We start from the raw sequence: 21,207 nt of genomic DNA, 5'->3' as shown, positions 1-21,207 counted from the left end.
GGGTCGATATGTACAATGTCCCCCCTTTGCCTGCGCCAAGCTGGTGCGTTGCCCTGCGCGGTCGGCAGCTAGGTCGATGAATTAGAAAGCAATTTGCCCTTGAGGCAAGCCTGGTGAGAGTGTCTATGAAAGCAGGTCTGTACCATCCTGATCAGTTCAAGGATAACTGCGGCTTCGGCCTGATCGCCCATATGCAGGGCGAGGCGAGCCATCACTTGCTCAATACTGCTATTGAAGCCCTGACCTGCATGACCCACCGCGGCGGTATCAACGCCGACGGTAAGACGGGCGATGGCTGCGGTCTGCTGATTCAGAAGCCTGATCTGTTCCTGCGCGCCGTGGCCCAGGACGAGTTCGCCCGCGATCTGCCACAGCAGTACGCCGTGGGTATGGTGTTCTTCAATCAGGACCCGGCTCGTGCCGAGGCCGCTCGCGAGAACATGAATCGCGAAATTCTGGCCGCCGGTCTGGAGCTGATCGGCTGGCGCAAGGTGCCGGTCGATACCAGCGTGCTTGGCCGTCTGGCTCTGGAGCGCCTGCCGATCATCGAGCAGGTGTTCATCGGTGGTGAAGGTCTGGACGACCAGCAGTTCGCCATCAAGCTGTTCAGTGCCCGCCGTCGTTCCTCGGTGGCCAATGCTGCCGACAGCGATCACTACATCTGCAGCTTCTCGCCCAAGACCATCATCTACAAAGGTCTGATGATGCCGGCGGATCTGCAGCAGTTCTATCCGGACCTCGGTGACGAGCGCCTGCAGACCGCCATTTGCGTGTTCCACCAGCGCTTCTCCACCAACACCCTGCCGAAGTGGCCGCTGGCTCAGCCGTTCCGCTTCCTCGCCCACAACGGCGAGATCAACACCATCACCGGCAACCGCAACTGGGCCCTGGCCCGTCGCCTGAAGTTCGCCAACGACCAGATCCCCGATCTGGAAGAGCTGGGCCCGTTGGTCAACCGCGTTGGTTCGGACTCCTCGAGCATGGACAACATGCTCGAACTGATGGTCACCGGCGGCATCGACCTGTTCCGCGGCGTGCGCATGATCATTCCGCCGGCCTGGCAGAACGTCGAGACCATGGACGCCGACCTGCGCGCGTTCTACGAGTACAACTCCATGCACATGGAGCCTTGGGACGGCCCGGCCGGCGTGGTGCTGACCGACGGTCGCCACGCCGTGTGTCTGCTCGACCGTAACGGCCTGCGCCCGGCGCGCTGGGTTACCACCAAGAACGGCTATATCACCCTGGCGTCGGAAATCGGCGTGTGGGACTACAAGCCGGAAGACGTGATCGCCAAGGGTCGGGTAGGCCCGGGCCAGATCCTCGCGGTGGACACCGAGACCGGCCAGGTGCTGGACACCGACGCCATCGACAACCGTCTGAAGTCGCGCCATCCGTACAAGCAGTGGCTGCGTCAGGGCGCCGTGCGCATCCAGGCCAGCCTGGAAGACCGCGACCACGGTTCGCCGTTCTACGACAGCGACCAGCTCAAGCAATACATGAAGATGTTCCAGGTCACCTTCGAGGAGCGTGATCAGGTGCTGCGTCCGCTCGCCGAGCAGGGCCAGGAAGCCGTCGGCTCGATGGGCGACGACACGCCGATGGCCGTGCTGTCGCAGCGCGTGCGTTCGCCGTTCGACTACTTCCGTCAGCAGTTCGCCCAGGTGACTAACCCGCCGATCGACCCGCTGCGCGAGTCCATCGTCATGTCCCTGGAAGTCTGCCTGGGCGCCGAGCGCAATATCTTCGAGGAATCGCCAGCCCATGCCAGCCGCGTGATGCTGAGCAGCCCGGTGATCTCCCCGGCCAAGTGGCGTGCGCTGATGAACCTGGCCACGCCGGGCTTCGAGCGTCAGGTGATCGACCTCAACTACGACCCGGCCATCGGCCTGGAAGCCGCGGTACGCAACATCGCCGATCAGGCCGAGGAAGCGGTACGTAGCGGCAAGGTGCTGCTGGTCCTGTCCGACCGCCACATCGCTCCGGGCAAGCTGCCGGCGCATGCTGCGCTGGCTACCGGTGCCGTACACCATCGCCTGACCGAGAAAGGCCTGCGTTGCGACTGCAACATTCTGGTCGAGACCGCTACCGCGCGTGACCCACACCACTTTGCTGTGCTGGTCGGCTTCGGCGCGTCCGCCGTGTATCCGTTCCTGGCTTACGAAGTGCTGGGCGACCTGATCCGTACCGGCGAAGTGCTGGGCGACCTCTACGAGGTGTTCAAGTACTACCGCAAGGGCATCTCCAAGGGCCTGCTGAAGATCCTGTCGAAGATGGGCATCTCCACCATCGCCTCCTACCGTGGCGCCCAGCTGTTCGAGGCCGTCGGCCTGGCCGACGAAGTCACCGAGCTGTGCTTCCGTGGTGTCGCCAGCCGCATCCAGGGTGCGCGCTTCGTCGACATCGAGAGCGAGCAGAAGCTGCTGGCCAATGAGGCCTGGAACAACCGCAAGGCCATCCAGCAGGGTGGATTGCTCAAGTTCGTCTACGGCGGCGAGTACCACGCCTACAACCCGGACGTGGTCAACACCCTGCAGGCCGCTGTCCAGCAGGGCAGCTACGAGAAGTACCAGGAGTACGCCGCACTGGTCGACCAGCGTCCGGTGTCGATGCTGCGCGACCTGCTGCAGGTCAAGCTGGCCGAACAGCCGCTGAGCTTGGACGAGGTTGAGCCGCTGGGCGAAGTGCTCAAGCGTTTCGACTCTGCGGGTATCTCCCTCGGCGCCCTGTCTCCGGAAGCCCACGAAGCCATCGCCGAGGCAATGAACCGTCTGGGCGCGCGCTCCAACTCCGGTGAGGGCGGCGAAGACCCGGCCCGTTATGGCACGGTGCGCAGCTCGAAGATCAAACAGGTGGCGACCGGCCGTTTCGGTGTAACTCCGGAATACCTGGTCAACGCCGAAGTGCTGCAGATCAAGGTGGCCCAGGGTGCCAAGCCCGGTGAGGGCGGCCAGCTGCCGGGCGGCAAGGTCAACGGTCTGATCGCCAAGCTGCGCTACGCGGTGCCGGGCGTGACCCTGATTTCGCCGCCGCCGCACCATGACATCTACTCGATCGAAGACCTTGCGCAGCTGATCTATGACCTCAAGCAGGTCAACCCGGCTGCTCTGGTGTCGGTCAAGCTGGTGGCTGAAGCCGGTGTCGGCACCATCGCCGCAGGTGTGGCCAAGGCCTATGCCGACCTGATCACTATCTCCGGCTACGACGGTGGTACCGGCGCTTCGCCGATTACCTCGATCAAGTACGCCGGCAGCCCGTGGGAACTCGGCCTGGCCGAAACCCATCAGACCCTGCGCGGCAACGATCTGCGCGGCAAGGTGCGGGTACAGACCGATGGTGGTCTGAAGACCGGCCTGGACGTGATCAAGGCCGCCATCCTCGGCGCCGAGAGCTTCGGCTTCGGCACCGGCCCGATGGTCGCGCTGGGCTGCAAGTACCTGCGTATCTGCCACCTGAACAACTGCGCCACCGGTGTGGCCACGCAGAACGACAAGCTGCGCAAGGACCACTTCATCGGTACCGTCGAGATGGTGATGAACTACTTCACCTACATCGCCGAAGACACCCGTCAGTGGCTGGCCAAGCTCGGCGTGCCGAGCCTGGGCGCCCTGATCGGACGTACCGACCTGCTCGAAATGCTGCCGGGCGAGACCGCCAAGCAGGGCAACCTGGATCTGAGCCCGCTGCTGGCCAGCGAGCACATCCCGGCCGACAAGCCGCAGTTCTGCGAAGTCGAGAAGAACCCGCCGTTCGACCAGGGCCTGCTGGCCGAGAAGATGGTCGAACTGGCCAGGGACGCCATTGCCGGCAAGACCGGTGGCGAGTACGAACTGGACATCTGCAACTGCGACCGCTCCATCGGTGCCCGTGTCTCCGGCGAAATCGCCAAGGTCCACGGTAACCAGGGCATGAAGGACGCGCCGATCACCTTCCGCTTCAAGGGCACTGCCGGGCAGAGCTTCGGCGTGTGGAACGCTGGTGGCCTGCACCTGCGCCTGGAAGGCGATGCCAACGATTACGTCGGCAAGGGCATGACCGGTGGCAAGCTGGTGATCACCCCGCCGGCCGGCAGCCCGTTCAAGACCCAGGAGTCGGCCATCGTCGGCAACACCTGTCTGTACGGCGCCACCGGCGGCAAGCTGTTCGCCGCGGGCACTGCCGGCGAGCGTTTCGCCGTGCGCAACTCCGGTGCTCACACCGTGGTGGAAGGTACCGGTGACCACTGCTGTGAATACATGACCGGCGGTTTCGTCTGCGTGCTGGGCAAGACCGGCTACAACTTCGGTTCCGGCATGACCGGCGGCTTCGCCTACGTGCTGGACATGGACAACGGCTTCGTCGACCGCGTCAACCACGAGCTGGTGGAAATCCAGCGGATCAACAACGAAGCGATGGAGGCCTACCGTAGCCACCTGCGTTCCGTGCTGGTCGAATACGTGGCGGAAACCGCCAGCCCCTGGGGTACCCACTTGCTGGAGAACCTGGAGGATTACCTGCGCAAGTTCTGGCTGGTCAAACCGAAGGCCGCAAGCCTCGGTTCGCTGCTCTCCAGCACCCGTGCCAATCCGCAATAACTGCGCCTGAAGTGGTTTGATGAGGTTTTGAAATGACTGAACGTCTGAACAACGACTTCCAGTTCATCGAGGTCGGGCGCAAGGATCCGAAGAAGAAGCTCCTGCGCCAGCGCAAGAAGGAATTCGTGGAGATCTACGAGGCCTTCAAGCCGGCCCAGGCCGCCGACCAGGCACACCGTTGCCTGGGCTGCGGCAACCCGTACTGCGAGTGGAAGTGCCCCGTGCACAACTTCATTCCGAACTGGCTCAAGCTGGTCTCGGAAGGCAACATCCTGGCGGCCGCCGAGCTGAGCCACCAGACCAACACCCTGCCGGAAGTCTGCGGCCGCGTGTGCCCGCAGGATCGTCTGTGCGAGGGTGCCTGCACCCTTAACGACGGCTTCGGCGCGGTGACCATCGGCTCGGTGGAGAAGTACATCACCGACACCGCCTTCGCCATGGGCTGGCGTCCGGACATGTCGCGCGTTGTGCCAACCGGCAAGCGTGTTGCGGTTATCGGTGCCGGCCCGGCTGGTCTCGGCTGTGCCGACGTACTGGTGCGCAACGGTGTGACCCCGGTGGTGTTCGACAAGAACCCGGAAATCGGTGGCCTGCTGACCTTCGGTATCCCCGAGTTCAAGCTGGAAAAGAGCGTGCTCAGCCGTCGTCGCGAAGTCTTCACCGGCATGGGTATCGAGTTCCGTCTGAACACCGAGATCGGCAAGGATGTGAGCATGGATGACCTGCTCGCCGAGTACGATGCCGTGTTCATGGGCATGGGCACCTACACCTACATGAAGGGCGGTTTCCCGGGCGAAGACCTACCGGGCGTGACCGATGCGCTCGACTTCCTGATCGCCAACGTCAATCGCAACCTCGGCTTCGAGAAGAGCGCGGAAGACTTCATCGACATGAAGGGCAAGCGCGTGGTGGTACTTGGTGGTGGCGACACCGCCATGGACTGCAACCGTACCTCCATCCGTCAGGGTGCCAAGAGCGTGACCTGCGCCTACCGTCGTGACGAAGAGAACATGCCGGGCTCGCGCAAGGAAGTGAAGAACGCCAAGGAAGAGGGCGTGAAGTTCCTCTTCAACCGCCAGCCCATCGCCATCGTCGGCGAGGACAAGGTGGAAGGCGTGAAGGTGGTCGAGACCCGTCTCGGCGAGCCGGATGCCCGTGGCCGCCGCAGTCCCGAGCCGATCCCGGGCTCCGAGGAGATCATCCCGGCGGAAGCCGTGCTGATCGCCTTCGGTTTCCGTCCCAGCCCGGCGCCGTGGTTCGAGCAGTTCAGCATCCAGACCGACAGCCAGGGCCGCGTAGTGGCTCCGGAGAAGAACCAGTTCAAGCACCAGACCAGCAACCCGAAGATCTTCGCGGGTGGCGACATGGTGCGTGGTTCCGACCTGGTGGTGACGGCGATCTTCGAAGGCCGCAACGCCGCCGAAGGCATTCTCGACTACCTCGGCGTCTGATCCTCGACGCCCCATTCTGGGGCGTTCGCGCGGCTACCACCGCTAGCCGCGCGGGTCCATCTGCTTTCCCCGCAAACACCCCGGTACCGCCCAGCGGCGGTACCGGGGTGTTTGCGCATGCGCGGCGCATGGCCGCCGTGGGCCTGGTACGACTCCTGCTTCGCTTCCTCACCAACCTATCCGGCTCGCCGCCCGGCGATGCCAAACACCGTCGTGAAGGAGTATTCCATGGACAAGCAGCAGATGAGCGCGGCCATCATCGAGGCCCGCCAGCGTCTCGACCTCAGCTGGGCCGACCTGGCCCGCGGTATCGAGATGTCGCCGGTGTGGACCACCTCGGCCTGCCTGGGCATGAACAGCATGCCGGCCGACAAGGCCGAGGCCGTGTGCAACATGCTGGGTCTGCCCGCTGAGGTCGCCCTGGCCTTGCAGGCATTCCCGCATAAGCACTGGGACAAGGCGGTACCGACCGACCCGCTGGTGTACCGCTTCTACGAAATGATCAATGTCTATGGCCACACCATCAAGGAGCTGATTCACGAGGAGTTCGGCGACGGCATCATGAGCGCCATCGACTTCAGCATGGACATCTCGCGGGTTGCCGACCCCAAGGGCGATCGCGTGCAGATCGTGCTCAATGGCAAGTTCCTGCCCTACAAGGCCTGGTGAATAAGCGCGGCATAAGGTCGCGAAAGACGAAAGGCACGGCGCTCGCCGTGCCTTTTGTTTTCTGGTCTGCGAAAATGCGCGCACTTTTTGCGCCACGCGCGCGGTGCGCCTGTGATTCAGGAGCCCGCCCGGGGGAGGGGGACGCCAGCGGCCGACTCCCGCACCATCCCCGCCGTGAAGTTTCCCTGCTGCATTTCCAGGAACCCTGCCAATGTCCGTCCTGAAGAACGACCGTTTTCTCCGCGCTCTGCTCAAGCAGCCCGTCGACGTCACCCCGGTGTGGATGATGCGCCAGGCCGGTCGTTACCTCCCGGAATACCGCGCCACCCGCGCCAAGGCCGGCAACTTCGTCAACCTGATGAGGAACCCCGAGCTGGCCTGCGAAGTGACCATCCAGCCGCTGGATCGCTACCCGCAGCTGGACGCGGCGATCCTGTTCTCCGACATCCTCACCATCCCCGACGCCATGGGCCAGGGTCTGTACTTCGAGACCGGCGAAGGCCCGCGTTTCAAGAAAGTGGTGTCGAGCATGGCTGATATCGAGGCCCTGCCGATTCCGGACCCGGAGCAGGACCTGGGCTACGTGATGGATGCCGTGCGCACCATTCGCCGGGAGCTGAACGGCCGCGTGCCGCTGATCGGCTTCTCCGGCAGCCCCTGGACCCTGGCCACCTATATGGTCGAGGGCGGTTCGTCGAAGGACTTCCGCAAGTCCAAGGCCATGCTCTACGACAACCCGCAGGCCATGCACGCCCTGCTCGACAAGCTGGCGCAGTCGGTGACCGCCTACCTCAACGGCCAGATCAAGGCCGGCGCCCAGGCCGTGCAGATCTTCGACTCCTGGGGCGGCGCCCTGTCCGCCGCGGCCTACCAGGAATTCTCCCTGGCTTACATGCAGAAGATCGTCGACGGCCTGATCCGCGAGCACGACGGTCGCCGTGTACCGGTGATCCTGTTCACCAAGGGTGGCGGCCTGTGGCTGGAATCCCTGGCCGAGACCGGCGCCGAGGCCCTGGGGCTGGACTGGACCTGCGACATCGGCAGCGCCCGTGCCCGTGTCGGCAGCAAGGTGGCCCTGCAGGGCAACATGGACCCGAGCGTGCTGTACGCCAAGCCGGCGGCAATCCGTGCGGAAGTGGCGCGTATCCTCGCTGCCTACGGCCAGGGTAGCGGTCAGGTGTTCAACCTGGGCCATGGCATCACCCCGGAAGTCGACCCGGAGCATGCCCGCGCCTTCTTCGAGGCGGTGCACGAGCTGTCTGCGCAGTATCACGCGCAGTAATGCAAAAGGGCCGCTAATGCGGCCCTTTTATTTGTGGGCGACTTAAACGTCGCCCTTGTCACGGGCTTTGCATAGAATCCGTCCATCTGCGATCAGGGAGGTGCGTCATGCGGCGAGTGGTGTTCAATCAGAAGGGTGGGGTCGGCAAGTCCAGCATTGCCTGCAATCTGGCGGCGGTGAGTGCTGCGGAGGGGTACCGGACCCTGTTGGTGGATCTGGATGCCCAGGCCAACTCGACTCACTACCTCACTGGCCTGACCGGTGACGAGATTCCCATGGGCATCGCCGAGTTCTTCAAGGGCACCCTGTCTTCCGGGCCGTTTGCCAAGAAGGGCGGTGTGGATATCTACGAGACGCCCTTCGACAACCTGCATGTGGTCACGGCCACCGCCGAGCTGGCCGAGCTGCAGCCGAAGCTGGAGCAGAAGCACAAGATCAACAAGCTGCGCAAACTGCTGGAAGAGCTGTCCGAGGATTACGACAGGATCTACATGGATACCCCGCCGGCGCTGAACTTCTATACGGTGTCTGCGCTTATTGCCGCTGATCGCGTGCTGATCCCCTTCGATTGCGACAGCTTCTCGCGCAATGCCCTGTATGGCCTGCTGGCCGAGATCGAGGAGCTCAAGGGCGACCACAACGAGGATCTGGAGGTGGAGGGCATCGTCGTCAACCAGTTCCAGCCACGCGCCACTCTGCCGCAGCAATTGCTCGACGAGTTGCTTGCCGAGGGTCTACCAGTGCTGCCGGTGAATCTGATGAGCTCGGTGAAGATGCGCGAGTCGCACCAGGCCTGTATGCCGCTGATCCATCTGGATCGCAGCCACAAGCTGACCCAGCAGTTCGTCGAGCTGCACAAACTGCTGGAGTCTTGATTCGTTCGCGAGAAAGAAAAAAGGCGCCCGAGGGCGCCTTTTTCACATCTGTCGTATTTAGCGCACTACATATACGTCGCAGGGTGCCTTGTGCAGGTAATGCTGGGCCAGGCTGCCGAGCAGCGCCTGGGAAATTGCACTGCGGCCATGGCTGCCGAGTACCAGCAGCTGTGGCTGACGCGTGCCGATGTATTCCTGCAGCGAACGCAGGATGCCGCCGACCTTGACCTCGTGGCTCAGCTTGGGCGCGCTTGCCGGCAGACGCAGGGCCTCGTCGTGCAGCAACTGGTCGACCAGGGCGCGCTGGGTGAGCAGTTCGGCTTCGGCGATGGCGCTGTTCTTCTGCGGCTCGAACACGTGCAGGGCATGGATGCCGGCCTCGCTCGGCAGCAGCAGGCAGGCTTCGTGCAGGGCGGTGCAGGCGCACAGGGAGAAGTCGATAGCCGCCACCGCGCTGCGGTAGGGCGTGGCCTCGTCACGGGCGACCAGCAGCAGTGGCACCGGGCAACGCCGGGCGATGCGGTCGAGGGTGGTGCCGGAGAAGAACTCGTGGCGCTGATGGTGGGCGCCGAGTACCAGCAGGTCGGCACCGCATTGCTGCACCTGCTCCAGTACCGCGTCGGCCGGCTTGCCCTGGGTCAGGCGCAGCTGGCTGCCCTTGGGGGCGAACTGGGTAAGGCTGCGATCCAGGCTCTGCTCGATGCGCTCGCGCTCGGCCTGATCCAGGCGTGGGTCGAAGACATGCAGCAGCGTCAGTTTGGCATCGTGCTGGCGTGCCAGCTGTGCCGCTCGGCGTAGCGCCAAGTCTGCGGTGTCGCGCAGATCATGGGCAATAAGGATGTGTCCTGTCATCGCTCTCCCCTCTGCGGCGCGTGCTTGGCGCGACGCTGTGAAACCTCTGGCGGGTTTTTAGTATGGTCTTTCTAAATAGACCTGCATTTGATTCACGGCAAGTCCCGCACGTCAGTGTTTGCGCAATTGATACAAAGCACACGATTCGGCCACCACTTCGCCAGCAGTGTCGAGGAGTTGCAGGTCGAGGCGGTAATCGGATTTGCCCAGTCGCTCGGCTTCGTCCTGGATGCGGGTGATCTCCTCGCCGGACAGGCTGGCCTCGATGCGAATGTCGCTGGCGGCAGGGCGGCGGAAGCGCAGGTTCATCTCCTTGATCAGTGGATAGAAGCGCTGACTGTCGAAGCTGGTGAGGAACAGCGCGCCGCCGGGAATCTCGGCGAGGGTGAACAGGGCGCCGGCGTACATGCTGCCGATATGGTTCTGGTTGCCGGCCAGCGGCATGTGCAAACACACGCGGCCAGGCTCGAGCACTTCGGCCTTGAGTCCGCTGCGTTTGACGAAGTCGATCTTCTCCTCGGTAAACAGGCGGGCCATCTCTGGGGGTAGCGGCATATGATGCTCCTGGTGCGGGAATGCCCCGAGCCTAGCCGTTCATTCGTTGCGAACAATGACCGCAGCGCTCGCGGCCACTGACAGTTACGCTCAGTACCCGCGCAGAGCATTAGGGTGCCATCCAAGCGCTTTGCGCAGCGTGCACCGGAGCAATCACGAGTGCTCGTTCGGCAGAACGACCTTCAGATGCCCTGACTGCGCAGCCAGTTGAATAACTGCGGTAGCGGCAGAGCGCCGCTCTGACGGGCGACTTCGACGCCACCTCTGAGCAGGATCAGGCTGGGGATCGAGCGAATGCCCATTTCCGCGGCCAACTGCGGGTTGGCTTCACTATCCAGCTTGCTCAGGCGGCAGTGCCCTTGTAGTTGCTTGGCGGCCTGCTCGTAGATCGGCGCAAAGCTGCGGCACGGGCCGCACCAGCTGGCCCATACATCGATCAACAGGGGCAGGTCGCCTCTGTTCTGGGCGTCGAAGCTGGCCTGAGTCAGCTCGAAAGGCGTGCTGGGCAGTACCTCGCCCTTGCAACGACCGCAGTGTGGTGAGTCAGCCAGGCGCTCGGCGGGGATACGATTGAGGCTGTTGCAGTGCGGGCAGGGAATCAGCAAGGGATCGGGCATGTGCGGGCTCCATCAGATCAGGTTGAGTAGATGGAGCCGCTGGCCACTTATATCAAGCACGGCGCTCAAACCGGGGTCAGCGGCCAGAACAGCGGGATCACCAGGGTCGCAACGCCCCACAGAATCAGGTTCAGCGGTGCGCCGACCTTCATGAAGTCGGTGAAGCGGTAGCCGCCGGCGTTGTAGACGAAAGTGTTGGTCTGGTAGCCGATGGGCGTGGCGAAGCTGGCACTGGCGGCGAACATCACGGCAACCACAAAGGGGCGCGGGTCGACGCCCAGGTGCTGGGCCAGGCCGATGGCGATGGGGGTGACCAGCACCGCCACCGCGTTGTTCGAGAGCATCTCGGTGAGGATCGAGGTGAACAGGTAGATGAACGACAGCATCAGCAGCGGGCCCGCCCAGGGCAGCAAGCCCATGACGTTCTCCACCAGCAATTTGACCAGGCCGACCTTGTCCATCGCGATACTGATCGCCAGCATGCCGAAGATCAGGCTGAGGATCTTCCAGTCCACCGCCTTGTAGGCATCCTCGACGTCCAGGCAGCGGGTGGCCAGCACGCTGACGGCACCGATGATGGCCAGGCCCTCGATGGGCATCACGCCGAACGCGGCCAACAGCATCACGGCCAGGGTGGCGATGACCGCAATCGGCGCCTTGTCGCGGCGGAACGAGCGCTCCTGCACGGTATTGAGGCTGATCAGTTCGCCGTTGTCGGCGAAGCGCTTGATCTGCGAGGGGGTGCCTTCGACCAGCATCACATCGCCGAACTGCAGCTGGAACTCGTCCAGGTTGCCCTGCACGTTCTCGTCCTGGCGGTGTACGGCCAGCACGGCGATGCCGTAGCGCGCGGTGAGGTCGAGGTCACGCATCGGCCGGTTGCTGTAGCGCGAATTGCGCCCGACGATGGCCTCGGCTAGCACCACGTCATGGTTGCTGATGGTCTCGAAGGCCTCGCTGCGGCTGAAACTGAGGTGGCCGCTACCGCGTAACTCGACCACATCCTTTACCTGGCCATGGATCACCAGCTGATCGCCGGCCATCAGCACGGTGTCGTGGCTGGGTTCGGTGAATTCCAGCTGGTCGCGGAAAATCTTCAGCACCTGCATGCCGCTGCCACCGTTGAGGTTGGCCTCGCTCAGGCTCTTGCCGATCATCGGCGAGTCGTGGGGCACCAGCAGCTCGCTCATGAAGGTGCGGCCCAGGTCCGGGCGCAGCTGCTTGGACAGGGTCTCGCGCTCGGGCAGCAGGTGGCGGCCGAGGGTCAACAGGTAGAGCATGCCGGCGGCAGCCAGGATCAGTCCGGCGCCGGTGATTTCGAACATGCCGAAAGGCTGCAGGCCGGCCTTGCGCGCCACACCATCGACCAGAATGTTGGTCGAAGTGCCGATCATGGTCAGGGTGCCGCCTAGGATCGTGGCGTAGGACAGCGGGATCAACAGCTTGGAGGGCAGGGTGCCGGCACGGCGGGCCAGGGATATTGCTACCGGGGTAAGGATGGCCACCACCGGGGTGTTGTTGAGGAAGGCGGAGATCACCAGCGCCGTGACGGTCAGGCCGGTGAGCACGCGAATCGGACTGGTACCGACCAGATCGCCCAGCCAGTTGCCCAGGGCGTCGATGCAGCCGGTACGCTCCAGCGCGGCGGAGAGCACGAACATGCAGGCGATGGTTACCGGCGCCGAGTTGCTCAGTACGCTGAGCACTTCGCCTGGGGTCAGCAGCTGGCTCACCAGCAATGCCGCCACGGCGATCGCGGCCACCACGTCCGGGCTCCACTTCTCGCGCACGAAGGCGTAGAGCACCCAGAGCAGCAGGGCGGCGACGAAGAACAGGGGCAATGAATCCCAGGACATGGGCATCCTTAACGCGTGCGAATCTCTGGAGAGGTATCGGGGGCGCCTACGGCGGCCGCTCAGGGGCGAGAAGATAAGGCCTGCTGCTTAGATAGTCTAAGAATGTTTTTAGAGGTTTATATTCTATTTTTGCAGGTTATTTTCAGCCTCTATGGCGGCCGTGTGGCGAGTGGAACTTCGTTTTCGCTACCCTTGGCCACCTCTCTCGGAACGCTCTCATGAACGCCTCTGATCGCCCCGCCAATACCACCCTGGTGCTGCTCGCCTCCCTGTATTGTGCCCAGGGGCTACCTTCCGGCCTGGTCGCCCACTCGCTGCCGGTACTGCTGCGTCAGCACGGTGTCGACCTGGGTTTGATCGGCCTGCTCAAGCTGCTGGCGCTGCCTTGGTTGCTCAAGGTGCTTTGGGCCCCCTGGATCGATCGCATCGGCTCGCGCCGGCTGGGACATCACCGCGGCTGGATTCTGCCGCTGCAGGCTGTGGTGATCCTCTGTCTGGGCGGCCTGGCCATGCTCGCGCCGCAGCATCTGTTCACCAGCAGTTTCTGGCTGCTGGTCGGCACCCTGCTGGTCATCAACCTGGCTGCTGCCAGTCAGGACGTGGCCACCGATGGTTTGGCCGTGCGCCTGTTGCCCGAGCGTTGGCGTGGCCTGGGCAACAGCCTGCAGGTGGGGGGTTACAAGGTCGGCATGCTGGCCAGCGGTAGCGGCCTGCTGCTGGCGATCGGAGGGCTGGGCTGGAACCTGTCGATTGGCCTGCTAGCTCTCGCGTTGGTGGCGCTGACCTTGCCAATTCTGCTCTTTCCGGAAAAGCGTCTGCTGCCACAGCACGTCGAGCAGGCCGAACCCGCCGGCCCCGGCCTGCTCTGGCGCCATTACAAGGGGCTGCTGGCCCAGCCCGGCATGCTCGCCTGGCTAGCCGTGGTGCTGACCTTCAAGCTCGGCGATGCGCTTGGCTCGCCGATGATCAAACCGATGCTGGTCGATCAAGGCTGGACGACCGCCGAGCTGGGCCAGCTGACCCTGATCAGCAGTCTGGTCGGCATCGGCGGCGCCTTACTCGGGGGGCTGCTCTATGCGCGGCTGGGTGCGCTGCGCTCATTGCTGATCTTCGGTGCGCTGCAGGCGCTGGGTATCGCCGGCATGGCCTTGCTGGTGGGCAGGGGCGGGGACGTCCTGCTGGTCTACGCGGTTGCTCTGTTCGAACAGGCCGCGGATGGCATGTCCACCGTCGCCCTGTTTGCCGTGATGATGCGCATGTGCCGCCCCGAGCACGAAGGCGCCGACTTTACCCTGCAGGCCAGCGCGCAGGTGTTGCTGGCGGGCGTAGTGGGAGCTTGTAGTGGGGTATTGGCCAAGGTGGTGGGGTATGAGGCGCTGTTTATTCTCGCTGCAGCTCTGGGGGCTTCAGTACTAGTGCTGGTGCTGCGCTATTTCTGGGCTAAATAAAGGGGCACTGCTTGTCGCTCTGTTGGGTTCGATCCTGCGGAGGGTATCGGTGGTTTCCGGCAGCAGGAAGGTGCTATGCGCTTTTGGCCGCTGCTCCCTGGACCTCGGCGAATATCTCGATAATCGGGCGTTGCGGGTTGCGTTTGCGCAATTGCCGCACTTGCTCACTCAGGCGCTGCAGCTCGGCGCTGGGCTTGGCCCATTGCTCAGGCGGCAGCGGTTGAGACCATTGCTGCATGGCTGGCGGCAGGTCCTGGCGGTGCATACGCTTGATCGCGCCGATTTCCCACTCGGTAAGGCGCGCCGGTAGCGTCCACAGGGTCATCAGGTGGTACAGGTACCAGGCGAACAGGCGAAAGCCGCCGACCTCGCCGGCCCGGTAGCGACGATGGATACGGACACGGGCATTGCGGAAGGTATGCAGGCCCTCATGGGGAGGGTCGCCTGGGCCTTGCAGATCAAGCGGGTCCTGAATTTCCTTGAGGCTGTGCACCTCGTATTCCATGTAGGCGCGCACCGCCTCCCAGTTGCTGATGGCGAGGGGCAGGCCGGAGCAGGGGAATTCCAGACAGAAGTCCTTGCCGCTTGCGGCATGATGAAAGCCCACCCCCATGGCGTACTGGCGCTGAACACCGTACTGAGTCGCGCCTTGGGCTTGGATTACCCAGGCGGAGTGAGTTTCCCAAGGCACGAAAATAGGTTCGCTGTGCCCTTCGGGCACTACGCAGATTTCGCAGCGTTGGCGGTTGAAACGGGTGGGGATGATTTCGTGACGCGTGTTGTAGCGCTTGAACCAGATGAGTAGTGCCAATGCGAGAAAAGCTATTGATGAGTAGATCGCTATTTTGCTGCTCTCTTTAAAGAGGCCTATAAGTGCTTCGCTTGCAGCATCCATCCCCCCCACGAGCAAGACTAAGAGAGCACCCAATACAGGTAGCAAAAAGGCCACCACTAGAAAGAAGCTAAATGGAAACCCGAGGGTGACTTGCCAGCCAAATATATGCGGCAGCCCCACCCCGAAATCCAGATAAGTGTCGTTGACCTCACCCACCGCATGGCCATAGTCCTGTGCTGGGTGGCCGGTCGGTAGGGGCAGCGGTGCCAGGTAGCTGACCTGGCCGCCGGGGAAGGTTTCGATATCCCCGGCTTTATGGGGCTGTTGCAGGTGGGCGGTATGGGCTTGCGGGTCGTTACTGGTCGGCATCGGTGGTTTCCGGAAGCAGGAGAGGGTCGATACACAACCAGCGAGTAAATAGGGGAAAGACCACGATTCAGCGGAAAGTAACCGCGGTATTTTCCTTGTTGTTCTTCGCCTGTATTAACCTCGATGAATGTTATCGAAATCGTTGGCTTTGGGCGTTGCCTCTATACCGTTGGCCTCTTGGCTACGATAGTAAGTCTCGATACTCAGGCTGGGATCAATCTTCGCCTGTAGAATGCAGGGCTGCTTCTGCCATTGGTAGGCGTGATTGCGCTTCATTGTTTCGGCTCTACCGCGACGTTCCCAAACGCGATAGGGCATGTCGCGCCAGCGGCGGGGTGGGCGGCTATGCTGCTGATCATGCGCGGCGGTGAGCGGATCCAGGTGGCGAAACTGCTCGAGCAGTGGCAGGTCAGGCAGTGGCTCGGTCACGTCCATGTAACGCTGCAGGGTGTCCCAGAAAGTCAGAGATTCTTCGAGACTCATGCCGAGCGACTGAAGCTTGCCGCCAAGAGAGACCTCTACATCGCTGTAGCGGTGATGCAGCCAGATGGCGAAACTGCTGTTGCCGTGTGGTCCCGGGCGAAATTCCAGGGTGGCATCGAACTCGTAGAAAGGTGCCGAAAAGGGTTTGCGCAGGAAACGGCCGATGGTGAGCATGCCGGTCTGACGATTGAAGTCGCTGCCATCATGGGCGAAGACGCGTAAATAGAGATCCTGCAGGTAATCCCAACCGATCAGCCCCATAAAAACACTGAAGGCCATGGCAGCGCAGGCTAAAAACAAATCTGCGCCATGCTGGGACGTTTTAAAAGTAAGTATTGATGCAGTAAGTGCGATAGAAAAGCCGACTCCTACTTGGGCAAGATAAGCCCTAGTGTTTGGTGTGTCTCGCCACATGAACCAGCTGCTCACGCCTATCATGCATATAGAAAGAAAAACCAATGTTATTTCGGATATAAGTTTTAACGAGTCATTGCTGAAGCTGGGCGTTGGAACGGTGAGCATCCAAAAAAACCACGGAGCAAATAAGATTGACCACCACTTTAAGTACGGAATGAGCATCGTCCATTTGCTGGAGTTCTCGAACCTCCAGCGTTTATGGTTGATGTAAAGATCATTCTCTCCCCTGCCATCGAGGAAGTTACGCATGTCGGGTTGAAGTTGCGCATCGATATCCTGCCAGGGCTCCAGATGGGCATAGTGCCCCCAGCGTAGTGGTGTGCGAGTGGGGCCGCTGCGGTTGACGTCCTGTTGCCATTTGTGTGGCGGTTGGGCTGGGATGGCCTTGCTGCGGTAGGCGGATCGGGCGTAGCGATCCGATGGGGCGGGCGCGTTCATTGGTCGGCGAAGTCTCGTTTGCTTATCAGCCAGTAAGCTGCTTCATCAAGGGTTTCCAGATCGGCAGGCGTGTCTGCGTTATAGGGCTTCCATTGACGTGGGGTGGGTTGCGGCAAGGTGATGCGGTTATAGCCGGGGAAGGGGTCGTTGGCATAGCAGATGGCTTCCCCCAGGTGGAATTGCGCACAGACCTTCAGGCTGTATTGAATGGTTTGTAGATTACGGCGTGGATCGCGTGGAGCGACCACCTGATATATGGCGGGCAACACGAACAGCAGACGATTGCTTTTTAGTGCAACCGCACCGAGTTTTTCCTTGTCGATTTTGGCCGGACGCTGGTAATTCCAGCCTGATGAGTGGCTGCAAGTACGTAGGCGCTCCCAAGCGATCAGATTGAAGTCCCGACCATTACGGAACTGACCAAGCAGTGGGCTGGCAATTTCCACCACCCAGTCTGCCGATGACAGCGCGATTCGCTGTTCTTGCTGGCTCATTTGCAGGCGTCGGCGATCTTCCGTGCTGGCTTGAGTCAGCCATTGCTCCAGACGTTCGATGCGGATGGCGGGAGCCCCCATGATGCCCAGCAGTTGCTGGTAGGCCTGGAGTGGGTCGTTCATCTGCGTCAGGCGTTGTTTGCTGCCGAATGGTCCGTGCTTGATCGCCTGTTCCAGCGGACTTGCAGCCATCATTACCGTACCGGCTACACCGCCCAGCAACAGAGCCACGCCCACACCGAGCAACCAGGGGCTGGCGATAATGCCGATGGTATAGAGCGCCCATACTCCCGCGCCGCTGGCTGCCACTATATTGGCGATGGCAACTTCGTTATCGCCGTCACGAAAAGCACGGTAAGCGTCCCAAGCGAATAGTGCAGCAGTAACTGCCATGGCGGCAGAGCAGCCGATGCGCGATAAATTAAGCCAACTGTTGCCCGTGCGTTTCATCAGGTTTTCGGCCCAGAAACCCGAGGTGTTAAATCGTCCACGCTCCCAGAAGACATGCCAAGGGTGAGCTCCTCGCTTTACATCCGTTAATAGTTTCAGCGCAAGATTATTGGCGGCTAAACCAAGGTCAACGAGTGCTCCACCTGCTCCTACTCGAAATCTCCATTCTTCACTATTAATTAGTTCTTTCGTCCCAACCGTGTTCGCATAAAGACTAAACGCCGCACATACCGTCGCTACTACGGGGATCGCCTTGCTATTGGCCAGAGCTTTGGCCGTATCCAGTCGCGGTGCAACGCTGCGCCACTGCCTGAAATCCTCGACCAGCGGATCATTGGCTTCAGCCACCACGACCATGATCTTGCCCATATCCTTGCTGGCGAAGCCCAGACGCTCAGCGACCTTGGCGCTACTGCTGGCTATAGTGCTGCCGCGTTTGCTCAGGTTGGCGTAGTAGTAGTTTTCCCGGGTCAGCGTGAGGCGCTCTGCGGTAGTGATACCAAAGCTGACACCTCCACCGTGTACGCCTAATACGACCTTATGCTCCATCAGCGCTTTTCCTTGGGGGAGCATATCCAGGCCCTTGGCCTGGCTATGCAGGCGCTTGAGGGTCGAGAAGGTCGGCAGGAAGCTGCGATGTAGCTCTACCTGAGTGACGTTTGGGCTCTCTGAGATGCGCTTGATCGCCAGCATAGTGGCTGTTGCTACATGGTTGAGCACTTCGTCAGTTGCTGCTGCCATGTTTTGAAGGATGTAAGCGCGATTGAGAATGCTCAGGGAGCTGAGCCCGAGGCGCTCGGGACGTATCGTCTGGCCGCTGGCGATACGTTGCTCCAAGCGCTCCAGTGCCCGTGGAAGCTTATCGGCTTGGGGCAGCAGGTTATGGGTCAAGTCGTGGGTGGCCTGCACCAGTTTTTTGCTCAGTCTTTCAACATCCCGGGCGAGGGATGTATCACCCGGCTCGACACAGCGGGGATCACTACTTTTGGGTGAACATGTCAGCACTTCCAGTAGCTCTACCAGTTGCGCATAAGGCTCAAGTAGCCGTTCATCCTTGCTGTGGATGTAGTCCTGCCAGGCTGGCGCCAGACGTTGAACTAGGTGGAGTAGTCGCTCCTGCTGGCGACAAAGCTGGTCACGAGCGAGCTCACGCTCATCATGGAGAGTGGCTTTCTTGAGTGCTGCCAAGTCGACGTGTTCAGAGAATTCCTTGAGTGAGCCCGCTGGGGTCAGCATTTCCTGATACAGCACTTCGGCATAGCGCCCAAACGGCTGATGTGGGACGAGGGCGTTGAGTATTTGCAGCAACTCCGTGCACAGCTTGGCCTGTGCGACGGCGTGCCGCAGCGCGAAGATCGGGTCGTCCAGCATGATGCCGACCAGGCGTGGATAGCCGCGCAGCTGATATTCGCTCAGTAGATCATTGTTCTCAGGCGGTGGTGGTAATGGCTCTGGCGCTGGCCCCTGAGTCTTGGCGGCCAATTCCTGATGGCGTTGTTGTAATTGGTTGACCAGCGAGTTGGCCGGTAGCTCCGTCAGGCCAGAGGTATAGAGCAGCGGGTCTTCGAGAAGGGTTTCAAAATGTAGCTCACGTGCGCAGAGCCCTTTGCTGAGGCGCGTGAGTGGGATGATGGGCATGGCTTGTGTGGCTTTCCATTGCTCGGGTCCGACCACTGCGGCAGCCCATGCCGGCGCTACATTTTGGCAGCGTTGTTTGACATTGCCACTACTGGTTTCCAGCCAGTTGATGTACTCCCATGTCCAGGGCAGTTCGCTGTAGGCCATTTCATACTGGTCACCTACGAAGCGGCCTTGGAGCAGCATCGGCAATAGCAGCAGATATTGCTTGGCTCCTACGGGAGGGCGTTCGTCTGCTATGCCGCCAGCCTGGGCTATTTTGCGCCAGTGCGGTACGTCCACTTCGTACAGTCGACCATGCCCATCACTTTCCAGCTCTCGCCATAGCTTGCCTCGGCAAAAAACATACAGCCGACCGGGGCGCAGCACGGCGCCTTTTGGTGCTTCTGCGATTTTGTCGTAACCAGGCAGGCGACCCATGGGAACTACTGCGAGGAATGTATTCTGTTGGATGTGCTCCTCTTCCTCGTGGCTACGCATCTGCTGCTCCACCGGAATGCGCAAGGTGCCACCGTCCTGGCGTGGCACATTCAATGCCATAGATGCACGGCGTGAATTGTCGTAGTCCGTTCGTTTGCGAACACCTTGCTCTATAGGCTGATCCGTCAACTCACTCATACATCCTCCTCTGGGTCGAGCAGTGCAACTTGTCCGCCCTGCTCGGGGTCGCCCCAGACATCCACGATCAATTGCATTGGCCCCTTGGCATTCGAGTGCTTAAGCGGAGCCGGTAGGTTCGCTTGTGCTGCAGTGGTTTTCTCGCCAACGGGTGCAGTGTCTGCCTGATGCGGTAATAGTGGAGAAGCAGGAGCCGCCCCAGTCCCGCTCCCCGGCCCGCCGCCGGAGTTGATCTTGATCTGCGGACCAACCAGGGTGACGCCGCTGGCGTCCAGCTTGATGAAGCTGCCTGCGGCCTTGAAGGTGAGTTCGGCGCCGGCTTCAAGGACGACCTTGAGGCCGCTGGACAGGTGAATCTCGTTACCCGCTTCGACGAACTGCCCTGTGCCCAGCTTCACATGCTGTGTGGTGGCCACGGTGAGGTGGTCGTTGGCGCGGATTTCGGTCTTGCGGTCGGCGTGGGTGGTGCGGTGTTCCTCGGCTTTGAGCTCGGTGTAGCTGTTGGCCTCCACGGTGTCGTGGCGTTCATGGCCGATGCGTATCTTCTGGTCGTGCTCGACGTTCTCGTCCCAGTCCTTCTGGGCGTGGATGTAGATCTGCTCCTGGCCCTTGCGGTCTTCGATGCGCAGTTCGTTGTAGCCGCCGCCACCGGGTGAGCTGAGGGTCTTGAAGACGGTTCTGGTCTTGTTCGCCGGCAGGTCGTAGGGCACCACGTGCTCGGCGTGGTACAGGCAGCCGCTGACCAGGGGCTGGTCGGGGTCGCCTTCGAGGAAGGTGACCAGCACTTCCATGCCGATGCGCGGGATGGCGATGCCGCCGTAGCGGTCGCCGGCCCAGCTGGAGCTGACGCGCAACCAGCAGCTGGTGGTGTCGTCGGCCTGGCCTTCGCGGTCCCAGTGGAACTGGACTTTCACCCGACCGTACTGGTCGCAGTGGATTTCTTCACCCTGCGGGCCGGTGACCACGGCGCTCTGGCTGCCCAGGATGCGCGGCTTGGGGTGCTGCAGCGGCGGGCGGTAGGGGATGTCCCACGGCGTGGCGCTGAAGCGGTTGCGGTAGCCCTGGTTGAAGCTGTCGTCGGCTTGGCCTGCTTCCTTGCGGCCGCCGAGGAAGCTGGTGATGGACTCTTCCAGCACCTGCGGCTGCTTGCCCTCGTGGTGGATTTCGCCCAGCAGCCACAGTTGGTTCCAGTCGCCGCGCGGGTGGTCGATCAGGTTGAGGAAGTGACCGGTGCGCAGCAGCGGCTGGTCGCTCTCGCCCTCGGCCAGTTGGTAGTCGCTGCGATG

At 61.9% G+C, this 21,207-nt stretch carries 14 protein-coding genes; 6 read left to right on the top strand and 8 right to left on the bottom strand.

Annotation, left to right across the window (positions count from 1 at the left end; genetic code table 11):
- Positions 1-125 precede the first annotated feature (125 nt).
- The 5 genes from gltB (at position 126) to AYB31_RS00065 (ending at position 8,851) form a co-directional block, all read left to right on the top strand.
- Positions 126-4,574 carry a glutamate synthase large subunit gene (gene gltB / locus AYB31_RS00085; protein WP_068824531.1) on the top strand — a complete coding sequence of 1,483 codons (4,449 nt, stop codon included), beginning with the start codon at positions 126-128 and terminating at the stop codon, positions 4,572-4,574.
- Positions 4,575-4,606: 32 nt separating this feature from the next.
- Positions 4,607-6,025, top strand: coding sequence for an FAD-dependent oxidoreductase (locus AYB31_RS00080; protein ID WP_068824526.1), 1,419 nt, complete (start codon positions 4,607-4,609; stop codon positions 6,023-6,025).
- A 228-nt stretch (positions 6,026-6,253) separates the two neighbouring features.
- Entirely contained in the window at positions 6,254-6,694 is a 441-nt protein-coding gene (gene cynS / locus AYB31_RS00075) for a cyanase (RefSeq protein WP_068824525.1), read from the top strand.
- A 211-nt stretch (positions 6,695-6,905) separates the two neighbouring features.
- Positions 6,906-7,976 (top strand): uroporphyrinogen decarboxylase, encoded by a 1,071-nt coding sequence (gene hemE, locus AYB31_RS00070; protein ID WP_068824524.1) that lies wholly within the window; start codon positions 6,906-6,908, stop codon positions 7,974-7,976.
- 107 nt (positions 7,977-8,083) lie between these two features.
- Positions 8,084-8,851 carry a ParA family protein gene (locus AYB31_RS00065; protein WP_068824523.1) on the top strand — a complete coding sequence of 256 codons (768 nt, stop codon included), beginning with the start codon at positions 8,084-8,086 and terminating at the stop codon, positions 8,849-8,851.
- A 57-nt stretch (positions 8,852-8,908) separates the two neighbouring features.
- On the opposite strand, the gene AYB31_RS00060 is transcribed toward AYB31_RS00065, so the two are convergent.
- The 4 genes from AYB31_RS00060 to AYB31_RS00045 form a co-directional block, all read right to left on the bottom strand.
- Entirely contained in the window at positions 8,909-9,703 is a 795-nt protein-coding gene (locus AYB31_RS00060; RefSeq protein WP_068824521.1) for a universal stress protein, read from the bottom strand.
- A gap of 111 nt (positions 9,704-9,814) precedes the next feature.
- Positions 9,815-10,258: a YiiD C-terminal domain-containing protein gene (locus tag AYB31_RS00055; protein ID WP_068824519.1), complete on the bottom strand. Its 444-nt coding sequence runs from the start codon at positions 10,256-10,258 to the stop codon at positions 9,815-9,817.
- Positions 10,259-10,440: 182 nt separating this feature from the next.
- A complete protein-coding gene (gene trxC / locus AYB31_RS00050) occupies positions 10,441-10,875 on the bottom strand; it encodes a thioredoxin TrxC (protein ID WP_068824517.1) in 435 nt (144 codons plus the stop codon).
- Between the two features lie 65 nt (positions 10,876-10,940).
- A complete protein-coding gene (locus AYB31_RS00045; protein WP_068824515.1) occupies positions 10,941-12,731 on the bottom strand; it encodes an SLC13 family permease in 1,791 nt (596 codons plus the stop codon).
- Positions 12,732-12,949: 218 nt separating this feature from the next.
- Between AYB31_RS00045 and AYB31_RS00040 the strand changes: the two genes are divergently transcribed.
- Positions 12,950-14,179, top strand: coding sequence for an MFS transporter (locus AYB31_RS00040; protein WP_068824513.1), 1,230 nt, complete (start codon positions 12,950-12,952; stop codon positions 14,177-14,179).
- A 73-nt stretch (positions 14,180-14,252) separates the two neighbouring features.
- Here AYB31_RS00040 and AYB31_RS00035 read toward each other — a convergent pair whose 3' ends face one another.
- From AYB31_RS00035 to tssI, 4 genes are all read right to left on the bottom strand, one after another.
- Complete coding sequence (locus AYB31_RS00035; RefSeq protein WP_068824511.1) at positions 14,253-15,383, bottom strand: hypothetical protein; 1,131 nt, start codon at positions 15,381-15,383, stop codon at positions 14,253-14,255.
- 114 nt (positions 15,384-15,497) lie between these two features.
- On the bottom strand, positions 15,498-16,721 hold the full coding sequence (locus AYB31_RS21920) for a hypothetical protein (RefSeq protein ID WP_236715483.1): 1,224 nt from the start codon (positions 16,719-16,721) through the stop codon (positions 15,498-15,500).
- Positions 16,718-19,921, bottom strand: coding sequence for a hypothetical protein (locus tag AYB31_RS00020; RefSeq protein ID WP_068824507.1), 3,204 nt, complete (start codon positions 19,919-19,921; stop codon positions 16,718-16,720). Before AYB31_RS00020 ends, AYB31_RS21920 begins: the two co-directional genes overlap by 4 nt.
- A partial coding sequence (tssI, locus tag AYB31_RS00015; protein WP_153020609.1) for a type VI secretion system tip protein TssI/VgrG occupies positions 19,918-21,207 on the bottom strand: 1,290 nt, incomplete at its 5' end. The genes AYB31_RS00020 and tssI, both read right to left, overlap by 4 nt.

It is taken from the genome of Pseudomonas sp. BMS12, from assembly GCF_001592875.1.
GTDB lineage: Bacteria > Pseudomonadota > Gammaproteobacteria > Pseudomonadales > Pseudomonadaceae > Aquipseudomonas.
This window is presented reverse-complemented; position numbering and strand designations above follow the sequence as displayed.

Coding starts and splice junctions, on each gene's coding strand:
- gltB (WP_068824531.1), top strand. CDS start 126: ATGAAAGCAGGTCTGTACCATCCTGATCAGTTCAAGGATAACTGCGGC.
- AYB31_RS00080 (WP_068824526.1), top strand. CDS start 4,607: ATGACTGAACGTCTGAACAACGACTTCCAGTTCATCGAGGTCGGGCGC.
- cynS (WP_068824525.1), top strand. CDS start 6,254: ATGGACAAGCAGCAGATGAGCGCGGCCATCATCGAGGCCCGCCAGCGT.
- hemE (WP_068824524.1), top strand. CDS start 6,906: ATGTCCGTCCTGAAGAACGACCGTTTTCTCCGCGCTCTGCTCAAGCAG.
- AYB31_RS00065 (WP_068824523.1), top strand. CDS start 8,084: ATGCGGCGAGTGGTGTTCAATCAGAAGGGTGGGGTCGGCAAGTCCAGC.
- AYB31_RS00060 (WP_068824521.1), bottom strand. CDS start 9,703: ATGACAGGACACATCCTTATTGCCCATGATCTGCGCGACACCGCAGAC.
- AYB31_RS00055 (WP_068824519.1), bottom strand. CDS start 10,258: ATGCCGCTACCCCCAGAGATGGCCCGCCTGTTTACCGAGGAGAAGATC.
- trxC (WP_068824517.1), bottom strand. CDS start 10,875: ATGCCCGATCCCTTGCTGATTCCCTGCCCGCACTGCAACAGCCTCAAT.
- AYB31_RS00045 (WP_068824515.1), bottom strand. CDS start 12,731: ATGTCCTGGGATTCATTGCCCCTGTTCTTCGTCGCCGCCCTGCTGCTC.
- AYB31_RS00040 (WP_068824513.1), top strand. CDS start 12,950: ATGAACGCCTCTGATCGCCCCGCCAATACCACCCTGGTGCTGCTCGCC.
- AYB31_RS00035 (WP_068824511.1), bottom strand. CDS start 15,383: ATGCCGACCAGTAACGACCCGCAAGCCCATACCGCCCACCTGCAACAG.
- AYB31_RS21920 (WP_236715483.1), bottom strand. CDS start 16,721: ATGAACGCGCCCGCCCCATCGGATCGCTACGCCCGATCCGCCTACCGC.
- AYB31_RS00020 (WP_068824507.1), bottom strand. CDS start 19,921: ATGAGTGAGTTGACGGATCAGCCTATAGAGCAAGGTGTTCGCAAACGA.